This is a genomic window from Streptomyces sp. NPDC044003 (genome assembly GCF_056435185.1).
This window is the reverse complement of sequence record NZ_JBWKFA010000001.1, coordinates 1,400,522-1,416,748: the sequence shown is the minus strand read 5'-3', so window position 1 is coordinate 1,416,748 and position 16,227 is coordinate 1,400,522. Positions and strand designations below refer to the sequence as shown.

The 16,227-nt window shown below is 72.5% G+C and carries 18 protein-coding genes; 7 read left to right on the top strand and 11 right to left on the bottom strand.

Annotated features, from left to right (window positions below):
* Window positions 1-22 precede the first annotated feature (22 nt).
* The 3 genes from AC07AW_RS06530 (at window position 23) to AC07AW_RS06520 (ending at window position 3,428) form a co-directional block, all read left to right on the top strand.
* The gene (locus tag AC07AW_RS06530; protein ID WP_478814325.1) at window positions 23-1,588 is read left to right on the top strand and encodes a class I tRNA ligase family protein; all 1,566 of its coding nucleotides are present in this window, start codon (window positions 23-25) and stop codon (window positions 1,586-1,588) included.
* Between the two features lie 142 nt (window positions 1,589-1,730).
* A complete protein-coding gene (gene mshA / locus AC07AW_RS06525; RefSeq protein WP_478814400.1) occupies window positions 1,731-3,011 on the top strand; it encodes a D-inositol-3-phosphate glycosyltransferase in 1,281 nt (426 codons plus the stop codon).
* A gap of 216 nt (window positions 3,012-3,227) precedes the next feature.
* Entirely contained in the window at window positions 3,228-3,428 is a 201-nt protein-coding gene (locus tag AC07AW_RS06520) for a hypothetical protein (RefSeq protein WP_478814324.1), read from the top strand.
* A gap of 181 nt (window positions 3,429-3,609) precedes the next feature.
* On the opposite strand, the gene AC07AW_RS06515 is transcribed toward AC07AW_RS06520, so the two are convergent.
* The 7 genes from AC07AW_RS06515 to AC07AW_RS06485 form a co-directional block, all read right to left on the bottom strand.
* A complete protein-coding gene (locus tag AC07AW_RS06515; RefSeq protein ID WP_478814323.1) occupies window positions 3,610-4,662 on the bottom strand; it encodes a helix-turn-helix transcriptional regulator in 1,053 nt (350 codons plus the stop codon).
* A gap of 313 nt (window positions 4,663-4,975) precedes the next feature.
* A complete protein-coding gene (locus AC07AW_RS06510; RefSeq protein WP_478814322.1) occupies window positions 4,976-6,004 on the bottom strand; it encodes a LuxR C-terminal-related transcriptional regulator in 1,029 nt (342 codons plus the stop codon).
* Window positions 6,005-6,102: 98 nt separating this feature from the next.
* Window positions 6,103-6,543 (bottom strand): Fur family transcriptional regulator, encoded by a 441-nt coding sequence (locus tag AC07AW_RS06505; RefSeq protein ID WP_478814321.1) that lies wholly within the window; start codon window positions 6,541-6,543, stop codon window positions 6,103-6,105.
* A gap of 82 nt (window positions 6,544-6,625) precedes the next feature.
* Window positions 6,626-7,519, bottom strand: a complete 894-nt coding sequence (locus tag AC07AW_RS06500; protein WP_478814320.1) for an SAM-dependent methyltransferase — start codon at window positions 7,517-7,519, stop codon at window positions 6,626-6,628.
* A gap of 157 nt (window positions 7,520-7,676) precedes the next feature.
* A complete protein-coding gene (locus AC07AW_RS06495; RefSeq protein WP_478814319.1) occupies window positions 7,677-8,159 on the bottom strand; it encodes a GNAT family N-acetyltransferase in 483 nt (160 codons plus the stop codon).
* 122 nt (window positions 8,160-8,281) lie between these two features.
* A complete protein-coding gene (locus AC07AW_RS06490) occupies window positions 8,282-9,193 on the bottom strand; it encodes a M56 family metallopeptidase (RefSeq protein WP_478814318.1) in 912 nt (303 codons plus the stop codon).
* Window positions 9,190-9,600, bottom strand: coding sequence for a BlaI/MecI/CopY family transcriptional regulator (locus AC07AW_RS06485; RefSeq protein WP_478814317.1), 411 nt, complete (start codon window positions 9,598-9,600; stop codon window positions 9,190-9,192). Before AC07AW_RS06485 ends, AC07AW_RS06490 begins: the two co-directional genes overlap by 4 nt.
* A gap of 82 nt (window positions 9,601-9,682) precedes the next feature.
* Between AC07AW_RS06485 and AC07AW_RS06480 the strand changes: the two genes are divergently transcribed.
* Window positions 9,683-9,838: a hypothetical protein gene (locus tag AC07AW_RS06480; protein ID WP_478814316.1), complete on the top strand. Its 156-nt coding sequence runs from the start codon at window positions 9,683-9,685 to the stop codon at window positions 9,836-9,838.
* A 28-nt stretch (window positions 9,839-9,866) separates the two neighbouring features.
* Here AC07AW_RS06480 and AC07AW_RS06475 read toward each other — a convergent pair whose 3' ends face one another.
* The 3 genes from AC07AW_RS06475 to AC07AW_RS06465 all read right to left on the bottom strand — a co-directional run bounded on the left by AC07AW_RS06475 (window position 9,867) and on the right by AC07AW_RS06465 (window position 12,932).
* A complete protein-coding gene (locus AC07AW_RS06475; protein ID WP_015035316.1) occupies window positions 9,867-10,148 on the bottom strand; it encodes a metal-sensitive transcriptional regulator in 282 nt (93 codons plus the stop codon).
* 37 nt (window positions 10,149-10,185) lie between these two features.
* Window positions 10,186-12,453 (bottom strand): heavy metal translocating P-type ATPase, encoded by a 2,268-nt coding sequence (locus AC07AW_RS06470; RefSeq protein ID WP_478814315.1) that lies wholly within the window; start codon window positions 12,451-12,453, stop codon window positions 10,186-10,188.
* A 197-nt stretch (window positions 12,454-12,650) separates the two neighbouring features.
* Entirely contained in the window at window positions 12,651-12,932 is a 282-nt protein-coding gene (locus AC07AW_RS06465) for a heavy-metal-associated domain-containing protein (protein ID WP_041130551.1), read from the bottom strand.
* Window positions 12,933-13,150: 218 nt separating this feature from the next.
* On the opposite strand from AC07AW_RS06465, the gene AC07AW_RS06460 reads away from it, so the two are divergent.
* Together AC07AW_RS06460 and AC07AW_RS06455 are read left to right on the top strand one after the other, a co-directional pair.
* The gene (locus tag AC07AW_RS06460) at window positions 13,151-14,137 is read left to right on the top strand and encodes a hypothetical protein (protein ID WP_478814314.1); all 987 of its coding nucleotides are present in this window, start codon (window positions 13,151-13,153) and stop codon (window positions 14,135-14,137) included.
* A gap of 51 nt (window positions 14,138-14,188) precedes the next feature.
* Window positions 14,189-14,881: a copper homeostasis protein CutC gene (locus tag AC07AW_RS06455; protein WP_478814313.1), complete on the top strand. Its 693-nt coding sequence runs from the start codon at window positions 14,189-14,191 to the stop codon at window positions 14,879-14,881.
* 39 nt (window positions 14,882-14,920) lie between these two features.
* On the opposite strand, the gene AC07AW_RS06450 is transcribed toward AC07AW_RS06455, so the two are convergent.
* A complete protein-coding gene (locus AC07AW_RS06450) occupies window positions 14,921-15,511 on the bottom strand; it encodes a DUF2867 domain-containing protein (protein ID WP_478814312.1) in 591 nt (196 codons plus the stop codon).
* A gap of 116 nt (window positions 15,512-15,627) precedes the next feature.
* Here AC07AW_RS06450 and AC07AW_RS06445 point away from each other — a divergent pair, with 116 nt between their 5' ends.
* Window positions 15,628-16,218 carry a TetR/AcrR family transcriptional regulator gene (locus tag AC07AW_RS06445; protein WP_478814311.1) on the top strand — a complete coding sequence of 197 codons (591 nt, stop codon included), beginning with the start codon at window positions 15,628-15,630 and terminating at the stop codon, window positions 16,216-16,218.
* The last annotated feature ends 9 nt before the right edge of the window (window positions 16,219-16,227 follow it).

Below are 16,227 nucleotides of genomic sequence, written 5' to 3'. Positions count from 1 at the left end.
ACCACCGCGTCAAGGAGGTCCCATGAGCACCCCTGTCTGGATCACCGCGACCCCTCCCGCCACCCACGGCGAACTCCACATCGGCCACCTCGCCGGGCCGTACGTCGCCGCCGACGTCCTCACCCGCTATCTGCGCGCCGACGGCGAGGCCGTCCGGTTCACCACCGGCACCGCCGACCACGCCAGCTCCGTCGAGGTCCGGGCGCTGCGGCATCACCGCAAGCCCGAGGAGGTCGCGGAGGGCTACCGGGCCGCGATCACCGCCGACTGGCTGCGTTCGGGCGTGGAGTTCGACCACATCGTGCGCCCGCGCCGCGACAAGGGGTACGGCCGCTGGGTGCAGGACCTCTTCGCGAAGCTGTACGCGCAGGGCGTCATCGCTCCCCGGACCCGGCTGCTCCCTTACTGCGAGCCGTGCGACCGATGGCTGCACGGGGCGCACGCCACCGGCACCTGCCCGCACTGCGGCGCGGCCAGCGACGGCGGGATGTGCCACGAGTGCGCCCGGCCGAACGACGGCGGGGACCTGATCTCGGCGCGCTGCGCGCTCTGCGACACCCCGGCGGTCGCCCGCCGCTGCCGTCGCCTGTACGTGCCCCTGGAGCCGTTCCGGGAGACGCTCGCCGACTACTGGGCCACCGCCGGCCTGCCGCCGCGGCTCGCCGCGCTGTGCGAGTCGCTCGTCGAGGACGGGCTGCCGGACATCGCGGTCGGCCACCCCGCCGACTGGGGTCTGGACGTGCCGGTGGAGGGCTTCCCCGAGCACCGGATCGACGGCTGCTTCGAGGCCGCCGCGATGCATCTCTTCGGCTACGACACGAAGGGCCCGCTGCCCCGCCGCGCGATCCACTTCTGCGGTTTCGGGCACGCGTTCTGCCACGCCGTGCTGCTGCCGGTGCTGCTGCTCGCGCAGGACATCAAGCTGCCGCAGGACTTCAACGTCAACGAGTCGTACGTCATCGAGGAGGGCGTCCAGGAGGGCAACGTCTGGGCGCTCGACCTGCTCACCGAGTACGGCTCCGACACCCTGCGCCGCCATGTCCTCCAGGCCCGCCCGCTGGGCCGCCGCACGGTCTTCCAGCGTGAGCGGCTCGCGGCCGCCCGGCGCGAGCTGGACGAGAACTGGAACAGCTGGCTGTCCCGGCTCTTCTCGGCCGTACGGGAGGAGTGCGGCGGCCTCGCCCCGCAGGCGCTGCCCGGAGGCACCGGCTGGGAGATCCTGGAGCGGCGGCTCCACCGGGGCGTGGACGACCTGCGCGAGGCGTACGGCCCCGACGCCTTCGACCCGCGCCGGGCGGTCGCCGTCCTCGACGAGATGGTCCGCTCGGTGGCCGACTTCGGTCACGTCAACGCCCACGAGCGGTGCCGGCCCAGCACCTCCTGCCGTCATCTCCCGGCCCTCGCCGCCCAGTTGGCGGTGGCCTCCGGTCTTGCGGCGTGGTCGCGGCCGGTGATGCCGGAGGGCGCCGGCCGGCTCGCCTCGGCGCTCCGGGTGGAGCCGGGGCGCCCGGTCGACTGGCAGGCCCTGACGGGACCGCTGCCGGGAACCCGGCTGGCGCCGCCGTCCGGTCCGGTCTTCGGATTCTGATCCCACGTCACGACCCCCACTACTAAGCAACTAAGTACTTCCGTAGGAATGCCCCTGCCGCGTGACCGCGCGCGCGACGCGCAGGGACACGTGGTCCCCCACCTCCCCCTCACAGGAGCCCCACGTGTCCCTGCGCGTCGCCATGCTCAGCGTCCACACCTCCCCGCTCCACCAGCCCGGGACGGGGGACGCCGGCGGCATGAACGTCTACATGGTCGAACTCTCCCGCGCCCTCGCCGAACAGGGCGCCGAGGTCGACCTGTTCACCCGCTGCCGGGGCGAGGGCGCGCCCCCGCTCGTCGAGCTCGCCCCGGGCGTCCGGGTCCGTCATCTCCACGCCGGGCCGCGCCGGGCGCTGCCCAAGGAGGCCATGCCCGACCTGGTGGTGCCGTTCTCGCTCGCCCTGCTCAAGGAGGAGCGGCGCTACGACCTGGTCCACTCGCACTACTGGCTCTCCGGGCAGGCGGGCCGGATCGCCCAGGTGGGCTGGCGGATACCGCTCGTGCACACCGCGCACACCCTGGCCCGGGTGAAGAACGCCTCGCTCGCCGAGGGCGACACCCCCGAGCCGGAGCTCCGGGTCCGGGGCGAGCACCAGGTGGTGGGCAGCGCGGACCGGCTGATCGCGAACACGGCGGACGAGGCGGAGGCGCTGCGTTCGCTGTACGGGGCGGAGGGGGCGCGGACGGAGGTCGTACGGCCCGGGGTCGACCTGCGCACTTTTCATCCGGGGGACGGGCGGGCGGCGGCGCGGGCCCGGCTCGGGCTTCCGGCCGAGGCGTTCGTGCCGCTCTATGCCGGCCGCATCCAGCCCCTGAAGGGCCCGGACGTGCTCGTACGGGCGGTGGCGGAGCTGCTGCGGGAGGCGCCGGAGCTGCGTCGCCGGCTCCTGGTGCCGGTGGTGGGCGGGCACTCGGGTGCGACGGAGCGGGGTTCGGCCCGGCGGCTCGCGGAGGAGCTCGGGGTCACCGACGTACTGCGGTCCTGCCCTCCCGTACCGCAGGAGCGGCTCGCGGACTGGTACCGGGCGGCGGACGTGCTTGTGGTGCCGTCGCGGAGCGAGTCCTTCGGTCTGGTGGCGGTGGAGGCGCAGGCCTGCGGGACGCCGGTGCTCGCGGCGGCGGTCGGCGGGCTGCCGACGGCGGTGTGGGACGGGGTGACGGGGCTGCTCGTGCGGGGCCACGACCCCGTGGAGTACGCGCGCCGGCTGCGCTGGCTCGCGGCGCATCCGGAGGCCGTGGAGACGATGGGGGCGGCGGCGGTGCGTCACGCGCGCGGGATGAGCTGGCGGGCGTCGGCCGGCCGGACCATCGAGGTCTACCGGGGGGCGCTGGAGCGGGGGGTGGGGCAGGGGCGGCGGCACGCCCCTGCCCCGGCGGCCTCTCTCTCCTGGAGGAACGAGAAGGCCGTAGCACAAGTCTAGCACCTCTTTTGGTTCGACCAAAGGTATGGCGAGCTCCGGATGCGTCAATTCCGTTGTCCTGATGGCGCATTGACGCATCCACGCCATGGCGGGTCCACGCAGAGAGAATCCCTGGATTCGATTCGGGGGCCGGGACAGAATGGAGATGTCTTCAGGGAACGCCCGGCGGCACGGGCCCCGGAAGACGGAATTGATATTCCAAGTCCTGGAGGAATCATGTCCGTTCAGCAGAGCTCCGGTATCCGCAAGGCCGTCCGCCAGTTCGTGGTCGCGCTGGTGGCCTGTACGGCGGTCGCGGCCGGCGCCGCCTTCGCCGTCTCCCCCGACAGCGCCCCGGTCGCCCCCCAGACCGTCGCCGGTGTCGCGGACGACAACGGCTGGCCGATCGTTCCGCCGAACCCGACCCCCACCAACTGAGCCCGATCACCGGGTAATTCCCCCAGGAATTCCGGAAACGCTTCCCCGCAAGGACCCGCAAGGACCCGCAAGGACCCGCAAGGAACTCGCAAGGACCCGCAAGGACGCGCACGGCCCCGCAATCGCTGCCACGATTGCGGGGCCCTGCTGCGTTCTTGAAACAGCGCCTTCCCGAAAAGAATCAGTCCAGCCAGCCGAGCCGCACGGCCCGCGCGCCCGCCTCGAAACGGCTCGTCGCCCCCAGCTCCTGCATCAGCTCCGAAATCATCCGGCTGACCGTCCGCAGCGACACCCCGAGCGTCCGTGCGATCCGCTCGTCCTTCATCCCCGAGGCCAGCATGTGCAGCGCGGCCCGCTGTTGCTCCGAGAGCCCGTCGCCGCCCGCCTCCGCCACCGCCTCGTTCCCGTACGGGGTCGCCGTGTGCCAGCAGTGCTCGTACAGGCTCAGATACGGCCGTACGAGTGCGCTGCCCCGCGCCAGGATCGCGCCCTCGCCCGGCTCCTCGGGCCGGATCGGCACCAGCGCGAACTGCTGGTCGGCGATGATCAGGTTCATCGGCACCACCGGCGCCAGCCGGATCTCCACCCCCAGCTCGGCCCGCTGCCCGAGGAACTTCTCCATCTGCGGGTCCGTGGCCTCCTGCCGGCCGTAGATGGCGCGCACCCGCACCCCGTTGGCGAGCTGCCGCCGGTCCCGGTCGAGCATCAGCTCCGGGTTCTGCCGGCCCGGCGTCCCCGGGTGCAGCGAGGCCGAACTCTCCTGCATCACATCGGTGATGTCCTCGATGGCCTGCTGGATCCTGCGGTAGTCGGTCAGCGCCTCCACATGCGCCTCCGCCCGGGTCAGCGCCTCGGCCCGCAGATAGGAACCCGCGAGGATCTCCAGCGTGCTGTACGCCTCGTCCGCCTCGGCCAGATGCTCCCGCAGCCGCTCCCGCTCCCGCTCCAGGAGCCGCAACAGCGCGATCTCCGGGTCGATCGCCGCCACCGAGTCCGTCTCGGACCGCCAGCTGCCGTCCTGCACGGCGGCGATGGTGGCGTGCACCTGCCCCGTGGGCACGATCAGGCCCAGGGCGAGCAGTTCGCGGCGACATCGCTCGTACTCCTCCGGAGCGAGCCCGAGTTCCTTGCGGACCTCCTCGAAGTCCGAGACGCCCCGGCGACGTAACTCCTGGTACACGTCCAGCAGGACGCCGCTCGTACCGTCCCCGATGCCGTCGCCCGCGGTGGTCATGGCGAAGTGACTCCCCTCATTCTTCGAGTCGCCCCGTCCCAAGAGGCGTTCAGCAATTCATTGAGTTATAGGTGCGGTACGATCGGTGACGGCCGAGAAGACGGCCAGTGTGAGTCAACCGCGTGAGGTTCTGACCACCGGCTTGCCGGTACAGCGCCTGCGGCAGCCAGCTGAACTGCCGGCCTCTGCTCACCGAACTCCGGACCGGCCCCGAGCAACCCCGGATGAGCCACCGCAAGGTGACCACGCCGGAGCGCCCGGACCAGCCGCCCGGATGCAGTCCGTACCTCCTTCGTGACTTACGGATCAAGTCTTAGGCCACGGGTTCCGGCCCCTCGCCGTCGAGCAGCCCGAGCCGGGCCGCCTTGACGCCGGCCTCGAAGCGGCTGGCCGCCCCCAGCTCCTGCATGACCTCGGACAGGAGGCGGCTCACCGTCCGCAGCGAGACCCCGAGGCTGCGGGCGATCTGCTCGTCCTTGATGCCGGAGGCGAGCATGTGCAGAGCGGCCCGCTGCTGGTCCGAGAGCCCGTCGCCGCCGGCCTCCGCGGGCTCCTCGCCGTACCGGGAGGCGGCCTGCCAGCAGTACTCGTACAGCGCGAGGTACGAGCGGACCAGTCCCGGGCCGCGGGCGAGGATGGTGGGCGAGTCCGGGTCGTGCGGGTCCGTCGGCAGCAGGGCGAAGTTCTCGTCGGCCAGGACCATGTTCATCGGGACGACGGGGGAGAGGCGCAGCTCCACGCCGAGCGCCGCCCGGTCCTCCAGGTGCTGGGTCATCTCGGGCACGGTGCCGACACGGCGGCTGTACATGGCGCGGACCCGCACCCCGCGGGCGGCCCGCGAGCGGTCGCGCTCCAGCTCGGCGGCCATGTCCTCGCGCCGTACGGAGCCGGTGTGCATGACGTGGACGGCGGTGCGGACGGTCTCCGTCAGGTCCGACAGCTCGCGCAGCACTCGCTGCGGGTCGGTGACGATCTCCACCTCGACCTCGGAGCGGGGCGCGGCCCCGGCGCGGAGGAACGGTCCGGCGAGGGCTTCGAGGGCGGTGTGCGCGCGGCTGGTCGCGGCGAGGCGGTCCTGGAGCCGGTCGCGCTCCCGGCGCAGCAGCCGGAGCAGGGCGACATCGGGGTCGACGACCGTGTGGACGGCGGGTTCCGAGAGATCACGGGGGGTGGTCAGCCCTAAGGAGGCGAGTTCGCAGCGACATCGCTCCCGCTCGTCGGCGGAGAGCTCGAAACGGTCCGCGACCTCGTCGAAGCCGGCCTCGGGGCGGGCGCGCAGTTCCTGGTAGACGGCGAGAGCCTGATCGCTACCCGCGCGGGTCACGGCGATGTTTCTGGACACGGCGCAGCAGACTCCCCTCGGATCCACGCGGACCCTGTTGAATCGCCCCGCTAGACCCTGCCACAAATTCGAACGACACGCACGATGTTGACCGCGCCTCAGGAGGCAGTGACGGCCGCCGCGCAGTCGGGGCACAGGCCCTTGAAGACGACCTCCGCGTCGTCCACCCGCCACTGCGGCAGGGCGCCCCGGGGCGGTGCGGGGGCGGTCGCGGAGACGTTCTCCACCCGGCCGCAGGAGGTGCACAGGGCGTGCTGGTGGGCCGGTCCCGAGATCTCGAAGACGGCGGGCAGGCCCGGCCGGTCGAACTTGCTGACCAGGCCGGTCTCCTGGAAGTGCCGCAGCATCTCGTACACGGCCTGGCTGGTCAGCGTGCCGAGCCGCTCGCGGGCGGTCGTGGTGATCGCCTCGACGTCGAGATGGCCGCCGGCGGCGAGCACCGTGAGCACCTCCAGGCGCGGGCCCGTGACCCGCAGCCCGACATCGCGCAGGCGCTGGATCACCGCCTCGCGGCCCGTCAGCTCTTCCACGACTGCCATCTTCTCCGCCCGCCACCTGGTCGGCTCAAACTTTTGTGGGCATCGTACCTCTTGCTCGTCAACGTGGGCAGGTTCGTATCGGTCAGTCGTCCGCCCTGCACACGAGCAGGACGGACTCGGTCCGCTCGTCGATACGGTGCCGCCGCCGGCCCTCGATGTGCAGCCCCGCCGAGTGCAGCTCGGCCGCGAGCCGCTCCGGGTCGACGATCCACTTGTCGGTGGTCAGCACCACCCGCTCCGAGGAGAGCTTGCCGGTCCTGGCCGCGTAGTACGTGATCCGCTCGCTCATCGACGGCAGGTCGAACACCTGCCGGGCCACCACCCACTCGTCGATCCCGTCGAAGCGCGGCACCTGAAAGGCCCAGGTCCGCCGCGGCTCCGCGACCAGCCCCGGCAGCTGGTGCGCGGTGTAGTCGAGGGCGAGCGCCCCGCCCGTCTCCAGATGGGCGGCGACCTCCCGGAGCAGCCCCGGACGGCTGTCCGGCGGGACGGCGGTGACCATGGCGCCCGCGAGCAGCGCGAGCCGGTAGCTGCCCTCCAGACGGAGCTCGGTGAGCTCCGCGCGATGGGTGACGACGAGCCCGGCCACCTGCGGACCGATCCTGCGGGCCCAGCCTTCGAGGCGCTCCAGGGCCGAGGCGTCCCGGTCCACGGCTTCCACGGCGAAGCCGTGCCGGGCGAACGGGACGGCGAGCCGCCCGGCGCCGGAGCCGAGGTCGAGGACGGGTCCGCCGGTGGAGCGGGCGAGGCTGAGATAGCGGACGATGTCCGCGCTGTGCGGGCCGAGCAGGGCGTCGTGCAGCCAGACCGAGTTCTCGTCGGCGGGGGAGACCGATTCGAGCCCCGGGAGGGTGTCGGCGGTGACCCGGATGCCGGCGCCGGGGCCGGGCTCCTGGTCGAGGCCGTATCGGGACGGCAGGACCGGAGCGAGCGCTGCGGGCACCACGGGCAGGGAAGTGCCGATCGGTGTGTGCATCGCTCCTCCAGGGGCTCGCTCGGTCCATGCCGTCCGGACGAGGAACCCGTGCCGCCGGGCCCGCGCCGCTGAACCCATCCTGACCTGGGGAACGAACCCCGATCCACCGGATCGGGCTGCGTGAACACGCGATGGCGTGGATCTGCCACGGTGGGCTTCAGGCGAGCGGCCGGCTCCACCGTCTCTCGGAGAGGGCGGCGAAGCCCAGGCGGGAGTAGAAGGGGAGCGCCGGATCGGCCGTCGCCGGGAGCTCCACCCGCTGCTCCCGGGCGCCGTAGCCGCGCATCCGCTCGGTCGCGGCGGCGAGCAGGGCCGTACCGACCCCGGCGCGGCGCGAACCCGGCTCCACCGCCAGCGCGTACACCTCGCCCTCGCCCGGCACGGGGACACCGCCCGCGGCGACGCCGACGATCGTGCCCTCCGCGTCCGTGGCGACCAGCCAGCCGAGCCATCCGGGCGCGCCCCCCGGAATTTCAATTTCCGCGCGTATGCGGGGGAGTGCGCATTGGGCCGAGATCAGCCGCCGCATCGGGATTTCGTCCAGTATTCCGGCATAGCTGCTCCGGATGATGTCGGCAAGCAGTCTGGATATCGTCGTCGCGTCGCCGGCCGCTGCCGTACGAACGCCAGCGAGCTGCATTGGTTTTGCACCCTTCGACGTGCCGAGTCCGAGCCCCAACGTACCTACAATAGCGGCGTATTACGTAGTTCGTGACCGATGCGAAATCTACGAATTCGCTTAGTAAATAACGGTGTTCACGATTACTGGGGGAACGAGCAGCAGGCGACGATCAAGGGGGCCATCGCGAGGGCGGCCGCCGCGATCGTGAGGAGCCCGCGCAGCACGGGGTGTCCGGCGCTGTGCGGGGTGAGGATGCGCCGCATGCGCAGCGCCGCCGACGGCCCGCCCGCGGCGAACGCCGACCGCGGCGCCCGCCCCGAGGCCAGCGCGTACAGCGCCGTCGCGAGCGCGTCCCGCGTACACCGGCGCAAGGCCCGGTCGTCCGCGGCCATTTCGAGCAGCAGAGGTACGGCGGTCCCGCCCTGGCGCGCGAGCGGGAGGTGCGGGAAGACGGCCGCGAAGGCCTCCGCCGCCGCGACCAGGAGGTGGTGCCGCCCCGCGATGTGCGCCCGCTCGTGCGCGAGGGCCGCCGCCAGCTGGGCGGGGGTGAGGGTGTGCACCGCACCGGAGGAGACGACGACCCGGCGGGAACGGCCCGGCAGGCAGTAGACGGCCGGCCGGTCGTCGTCCAGGACCGTGGCCCGCAGCGCTGGGTCGTACCGGCCGACGAGCCGCAGCACCCCGGCGTGCCGCGTCCGCACCCGCCGGGCCCTGGCGAGAGCGCGGGCGAACGCGGCGGTGGGCAGCGAGAGGACGAGGAGCGAGAGGGAGAACGCGAACAGCTCGCGCCCGTCGAGGTTCCGGAGCTGGCCGAGCGTGGGCGGCCGGAGCGTGAACAGCATGTCCGCGAGACGGTGGCTGCTGTCGGCCGTCAGGACCAGCTGGGCGGGCAGCAGTGCGGCCGCGGCCGCGAAGCCGGCGCCGCACGCGGCCCACACGGCGAGCGCGAGCCGCGGCACCTGCTGGGCCCACCGGGCCCGGACGAGCAGGAGGGGCACGAGGAGTCCGGTGAGCAGCGCGAGCCCGAGCGGCACGAGCAGGTGATGGTTCACGCGCCGGCCCCGTTCTCGGGACGGGCCCCGCCTCCCGTCCGCGGGCCCTGGTCCGCCCGTGTGGCGCGGAGGGCCGCGTCGAGGGCGGCCATGTCCTCGTCCGAGATGACCTCGACGAAGCGGAGGAGGGCGGCCGGGCGGTCCTGGCTGTCGCCGAGGGCGTCCCGCATCAGGCCCGCCGTGTACTCCTCGCGGCTGCGGACCGGCTCGTACAGCCAGGCCCGCCCGGACTTCTCGCGGCGGAGCCAGCCCTTGCGGTGCAGGATGTCCGCGACCGTCATCACCGTCGTATAGGCGACCCGCCGTCCCCGATTGATGTCGTCGACGATCTCGCGGACCGTGGCGGGCCGCTGCCAGGCCCACAGTCGGTCCATGATCTCGGCCTCCAGCTCTCCCAGCCGGCGCACGTGCATCCCCTCCCCTACGGGCGGCTCATCGTACGGGCCGCTTCCCCCGCCCAGGTATACCCCCCAGGGGTACGATGGCAGGATGTCGACCCTCATGAAGAACCGCCCCTGCGCGAAGGTCTGCGACTCCGGTCTGCCCGGATCGGTGGAGCTGGTGCTCCTCCGCCAGCTGCTCGGCCTCTGTCTCCGGCTGAGTCTCACGCTGTCCGCCGACTGCCCTTCACGCAAGAGCGGTTGACACTGCGAGGTCCTGCTTCACTGCGTCGTCACGTCCGGATCAGCCGGGCGATCGCCTTCGACGCCTCGCCCACCTTCACCTTCGCCTGGTCCCCGCCCTGGGCGATGGCCTCCGTGACGCAGCAGCTGAGGTGCTCGTCCAGGAGGGCCACCGCGCAGGACTGGAGGGCCGCGTTGATGGCGGAGACCTGGGTGAGGACGTCGATGCAGTACACGTCCTCGTCGACCATCCGCTGCACGCCCCTGACCTGGCCCTCGATGCGCCTCAGGCGTCTGATGATGTCTTCCTTGTGCTGTCCGTAACCGGCCACGGCGGGCTCCTCGGAGATAGGCGCGGAAGGGAGTTCGTCAGCGGTCGGCGGCCTGGAAGCCCCGCAGGCGGAGGCTGTTGCCGACCACGAAGACCGAGGAGAAGGCCATGGCCGCGCCCGCGATCATCGGGTTGAGCAGTCCGGCCGCGGCGAGCGGCAGGGCGGCCACGTTGTAGGCGAAGGCCCAGAAGAGGTTCGAGCGGATGGTGCCGAGGGTCTTGCGGGAGAGCCGGATCGCGTCGGCCGCGGCCCGCAGGTCGCCCCGTACGAGGGTCAGGTCGCCGGCCTCGATCGCGGCGTCCGTGCCGGTGCCCATCGCCAGACCCAGGTCGGCCTGGGCGAGCGCGGCGGCGTCGTTGACGCCGTCGCCGACCATGGCGACCGAACGCCCCTCGCCCTGAAGGCGCTTGACGACGTCGACCTTGTCCTGCGGCATGACCTCGGCGATGACCTCGTCGATGCCGACCTCGGCGGCGACGGACTCGGCGACCGCCTTGTTGTCACCGGTGAGCAGGATCGGGGTGAGACCGAGGGCGCGGAGCCGCCTGATCGCCTCGGCGCTGGTCTCCTTGATGGCGTCGGCGACCTCCAGGACCGCGCGCGCCTCGCCGTCCCAGGCGACCGCGATGGCGGTCTTGCCGGCCTGCTCGGCCTCGTCCTTCGCGGACTTGAGCCCGGCCGGGAGGGCCATGGCCCACTCTTCGAGGAGCTTCTCGCGGCCGACGAGGACGGCGTGGCCCTCGACGATGCCCTGGACACCGAGACCGGGGACGTTCACGAAGTCCTCGGGGGTGGGCAGGGTGCCGACCTTGGCGGCGGCGCCGGTGGCGACGGCCTGGGCGATGGGGTGCTCGGAGGAGTGCTCCAGGGCGCCGGCGAGGCGCAGGACGTCGGTCTCGTCGACTCCGTCGGCGGTGTGGACCTTGATGAGGGTCATCCGGCCGGTGGTGACGGTGCCGGTCTTGTCGAGGACGATCGTGTCGACCTTGCGGGTGGACTCCAGCACCTCGGGGCCCTTGATGAGGATGCCGAGCTGGGCGCCGCGGCCGGTGCCGACCATGAGGGCGGTCGGGGTGGCGAGGCCGAGGGCGCAGGGGCAGGCGATGATCAGGACGGCGACGGCGGCGGTGAAGGCGGCGGTGAGGCCCTGTCCGGTGCCGAGCCAGAAGCCGAGGGTGCCGAGCGCGAGGGCGATGACGATCGGCACGAACACGGCCGAGATCTTGTCGGCGAGGCGCTGGGCGGCGGCCTTGCCGTTCTGGGCGTCCTCGACGAGCTTCGCCATGCGGGCGAGCTGGGTGTCGGAGCCGACGCGGGTGGCCTCGACGACGAGGCGGCCGCCGGCGTTCAGGGTGGCGCCGGTGACGGAGTCACCGACGGAGACCTCGACGGGCACGGACTCGCCGGTCAGCATCGAGGCGTCGACGGCGGAGGAGCCCTCGACGACGGTGCCGTCGGTGGCGATCTTCTCGCCCGGGCGGACCAGGAAGCGGTCCCCGACCTGGAGTTCGGCGGTGGGTACGGTGACCTCGCGGCCGTCCTTGAGGACGGTCACCTCCTTCGCGCCCAGCTGCATCAGCGCCTTGAGCGCGGCGCCCGCCTTGCGCTTCGAGCGGGCCTCGAAGTACCGGCCGGCCAGGATGAAGGCGGTGACGCCGGCCGCGGCCTCCAGGTAGATGTTCCCGGCGCCGTCGGTGCGGGCGATCGTGAACTCGAAGGGGTGCGTCATGCCCGGCGTACCGGCGGTCCCGAAGAACAGCGCCCACAGCGACCAGAGGAACGCGGCGATCGTGCCGACCGAGATCAGGGTGTCCATGGTGGCCGCGCCGTGCTTGGCGTTGGTCCAGGCGGCCCTGTGGAAGGGCCAGGCGGCGTAGACGACGACCGGCGCGGCGAGCGTGAGGCTCAGCCACTGCCAGTACTCGATCTGCAGCGCCGGGATCATCGCCATCGCGATGACGGGCACGGCGAGCGAGACGGCGGTGATCAGCCGCTGCTTGAGGGGCCGCAGCTCCTCGTCGGCCTTCTCCTCGTCGGAGGGGCCCTCAGGCCCGCCGTCGGCGGCCGGGCGCTCGGGCTGCGGCTCCTGGGCGGTGTAGCCGGTGGCCTCGACGGTGGCGATCAGGTCGGCGACGTCGATGTCGGCGTCGAAGGTGACCTTCGCCTTCTCGGTGGCGTAGTTGACGGTGGCCTCGACCCCGTCCATGCGGTTGAGCTTCTTCTCGATGCGGGCCGCGCACGAGGCGCAGGTCATGCCGCCGATGGCGAGCTCGACCTGGGCGGTGCCCGGAGTGGTCGTGGTCATTTCCTGCTCCTCGGTGTGGCGGGGTTCGGGGGCCGGGGCCCGGGCGTGGGGGTACCCCCTGCTCGAGCGAAGCCGAGAGCTTGGGGGAGGTCGGGCCCCGGCGGCCGGGGTGGTGCGGGCGGTGTCCGCCTGCCGGGCGGACCGTCGGGTACCGGGACGGGGGACGCCGGTGGGGTGTCGGTCTGCCCGGCGGCGGATCAGGCCCGGCCGGTCAGCTCGTAGCCCGCGTCGTCGACGGCCGCGGTGATCGCGGCGTCGTCGGGCTCGCCGCCGGTGGTCACGGTCACCAGGCCGCCGGCGACGTCGACGTCGACGGAGATGACGCCGTCGAGGGCGCTGACGGACTTGGTGATCGCGGACTTGCAGTGGCCGCAGGTCATGCCGGAGACGGCGTAGACGGTGACGGTGCTGTCGGCGACCGCGACGGCGGTGGTCTCCGTGGTCGAGCAGCTGTTGTCGGGGGTGCAGCAGGAGCCCATGGCTTCCTCCTCGGTCGGTTCCTGTGACCGATACCCTCGGGGGGTATTCGGTTGTGAGGTCATGTATACCCCCCGGTGGTATCCGGCGCAAGTGCGGGACCGACTTGACTTGATACCCCCCAGGGGTATGGTGAAGTGCATCGGGTGAACGAATGCCCCCTCACGTGCCACCCGCATGCCACCCACGGACCCACGCACCCACGTACGGGAGAGCAGTCATGAACACCGGAGTGAAGATCACTGCCTTTGCCGCCGCGCTCGCCGCGACCTTCGGGACCGCGTACGGGGTCGGCAAGGGGGTCGGCCCCGTCGAGGAGCCGCAGAAGGCGGGTCACGGCGAGCACGCGGCGCAGGAACCGCAGAAGAAGACGGAAGGCGGCCACGCGGGCCACGGCGAGGAGGCGGCGACGGCGGCCTCGTCGCTCCCGGGCGGCCTCCAGATCTCCCAGGACGGCTACACCCTGGCCATGGAGACGCCCGCGCCCACCACGGGCCGGAGCACCCTGAAGTTCTCCATCAAGGACGCGGCCGGCAGGAAGGTCACCGCCTTCACCACCGAGCACGGCAAGGAACTGCACTTCATCGTCGCCTCGCGCGACCTCAACACCTTCCGCCACCTGCACCCGGTGAAGGCCGCGGACGGCACCTGGTCGGTGGACGCGGACCTGCCGGCGGCCGGCGGCTACAAGGCCTTCGCCGACTTCAAGCCCGCCGCGCCCGGCGCCCAGGGCATCACGCTGGGCGCGGACCTGTCGGTCCCGGGCGCCTACGCCCCGAAGCCGCTGCCGGCCGTGGCCCCGACCGCGACGGTCGACGGCTACCAGGTCCGCCTGGGCGGAGTCCTGGACCCGGGCAAGGCGGGCGAGCTCCGCCTCACCGTCACCAAGGGCGGGAAGCCGGTCACCGACCTGGAGCCGTACCTCGGCGCGTACGGCCACCTCGTCGCCCTGCGCGACGGCGACCTCGCCTACCTCCACGTGCACCCGAACGAGGGCGGCCCCGGCCCGGACGTCTCCTTCACGGCGACGGCCCCCAGCGCGGGCACGTACCGCCTGTTCCTCGACTTCCAGCACGAGGGCAAGGTCAGGACGGCGTCCTTCACGGTGACGGCGGGCGCGAACGGGAAGGCACCGGCTCCGGCCACCACCGAGAAGGGTGGGACGGGTGAGGCGGGGCACGATGCGGGAGGTCACGCGCACGGCTAGTCTGGTCATTGGACTAGACCTGTAGTCGTCATTCATGGAGGAATGGGCGAGATGAGCAACCGTGCTGTCCTTGAGGTGATCGCCCTCGACGAGGAAGACGCGGTCGCAGCCCAGACCGGTGGCGCCGACCGGCTCGAACTCGTCACCGACATGGCCGCGGACGGCCTCACGCCGTCCACGGCGTCCTTCGCCGCGATCCGGGCCGCCGTGGACATCCCGCTGCGCGTGATGCTCCGCCTCGCCGACGGCTTCGCGGCGGGCGACGTCGACGCCCTGGTCGCCCGGGCCGAGGAGCTCCGCTCGGCGGGCGCCGACGAGTTCGTCCTCGGCTTCCTCACCGCGGACGGCGAGCCGGACCTCGTGGCGGTGGAGCGCCTGATCGCCGTCCTGGACGGCTGCCGCTGGACCTTCCACCGGGCGATCGACCGCGCCGCCGACCGCGACGGCCTCCGCAAGCGCCTCGCGGACCTGCCGGGCCTCGACACCTACCTGACGGCGGGCGCCGCCACGGGCGTCGACGACGGTCTCGCCACCCTGAGGGCCGAAGCGGCCCGCACGGGCGAGCCGGGCTACGAGCCCCAGATCCTCGTGGGCGGCGGCCTCCGCCTCGACCACCTCCCGACCCTCCGCGCGGCGGGCCTCACCGCCTTCCACATCGGCGGCGCGGCCCGCCCCCAGGGCTGGACCGCCCCGGTCTCGGCGGCGGCGGTCCGCACCTGGCGCGAGGCGGTCGACACCCTTTAGGGCCTGTCCGGCGGATCAGGGTCGGACAGGCCCTGGCCGCTACCGGAGCAGCCGGTCCCGGTCGCGCCAGGCCGCTTCCCACTGGCGGGACATCGCCGGGTAGACGATCGCGTACCGGAAGGGTGCGATCAGGGCCATGTAGAGGCGGCCGAAGCGGCCGTTGGGCTTGACCAGGACCGCCATGCGGAGTTCGTGGCCGCCGTCGGCGGTCTCCACCCAGCCCAGGTGCATGACCCCGTGGACGGTCTTGTTCGCCAGCTCCCGGGCGCACTCGTCGTGCAGCTCGTACAGGGAGGTGAACGGGCCCGGTCCCGGGGTCGGGTCCGCCGTCGCCGTCAGGTCCTCCGGCATGCGCTCGCGCAGTGACCGGACCCGGGGGCCGAGGCCCTCCTGCGGCTTGTCCCAGCCGAGCAGGGCACCCAGCTTCCAGCGCACCGCGAACAGGAACGCGGTCGGCCCGGACTGCCTCGACGGGCCGGCGCCGGCCCTGATCACGTCGAGCGCGAGCCGGAAGTCGTCGGGCCCCGCGCCCGGCGTGCGGAAGGACCAGACGTCCAGGGTCGTGAAGTCGGGGACGTACTCGTGGATCCGCCACGGCCGACCGGTGTGCTCGCTGACGGGAAGCCTCATGACCGCCGCCGCCTTTCCCCTGCGTTCTATACGCTTGCGTATAACGACGAGGTCAACCATGCCAGACCCGATGTACGGAGGCGTATATTCGGTCGCCGAGTGAGGGAGGACACACCGTGGGCGCCGCACGCACACCACGCGAACGCTGGGTGGAGGAGGGTCTGACCGTCCTCGCCGACAGCGGCCCCGACGCCGTCCGCGTCGAGGCCCTCGCCAAACGCCTCGGCGTCACCAAAGGCGGCTTCTACGGCTACTTCGCCGACCGCGACGCCCTCCTCGCCGCCATGCTCGACACCTGGGAGCGGGAGGCCGCCGACCAGGTCATCGACCGCGTCCGCCAGGACGAGGACGGCGACCCGAGGGCCCTCATCACGCTCGCCGGCATGCTCACCTTCTCCGGCGACCGGCTGCGCCCCATCGACCTCGCCGTCCGCGACTGGGCCCGGCGCGACGAGGCCGTCGCCGAGCGCCTGCGCCGCGTCGACAACCGGCGCATGGAGCTGCTCCGCGAGATGATCGGCACCTTCTGCGCCGACCCCGACGAGGTCGAGGCCCGCTCCCTCCTCGCCTTCTGCGTGGCCATCGGGCACCACTTCCTCGCCGCCGACCACGACGGCCGCACCCGCGCCGAGGTCCTCGCCCGCGCCGGCGATCTGATCCTGGACCGGCCGAGGGAGCCGAAATCCCGTGGCCCGCACAGTGGTTGATCGCTAGCC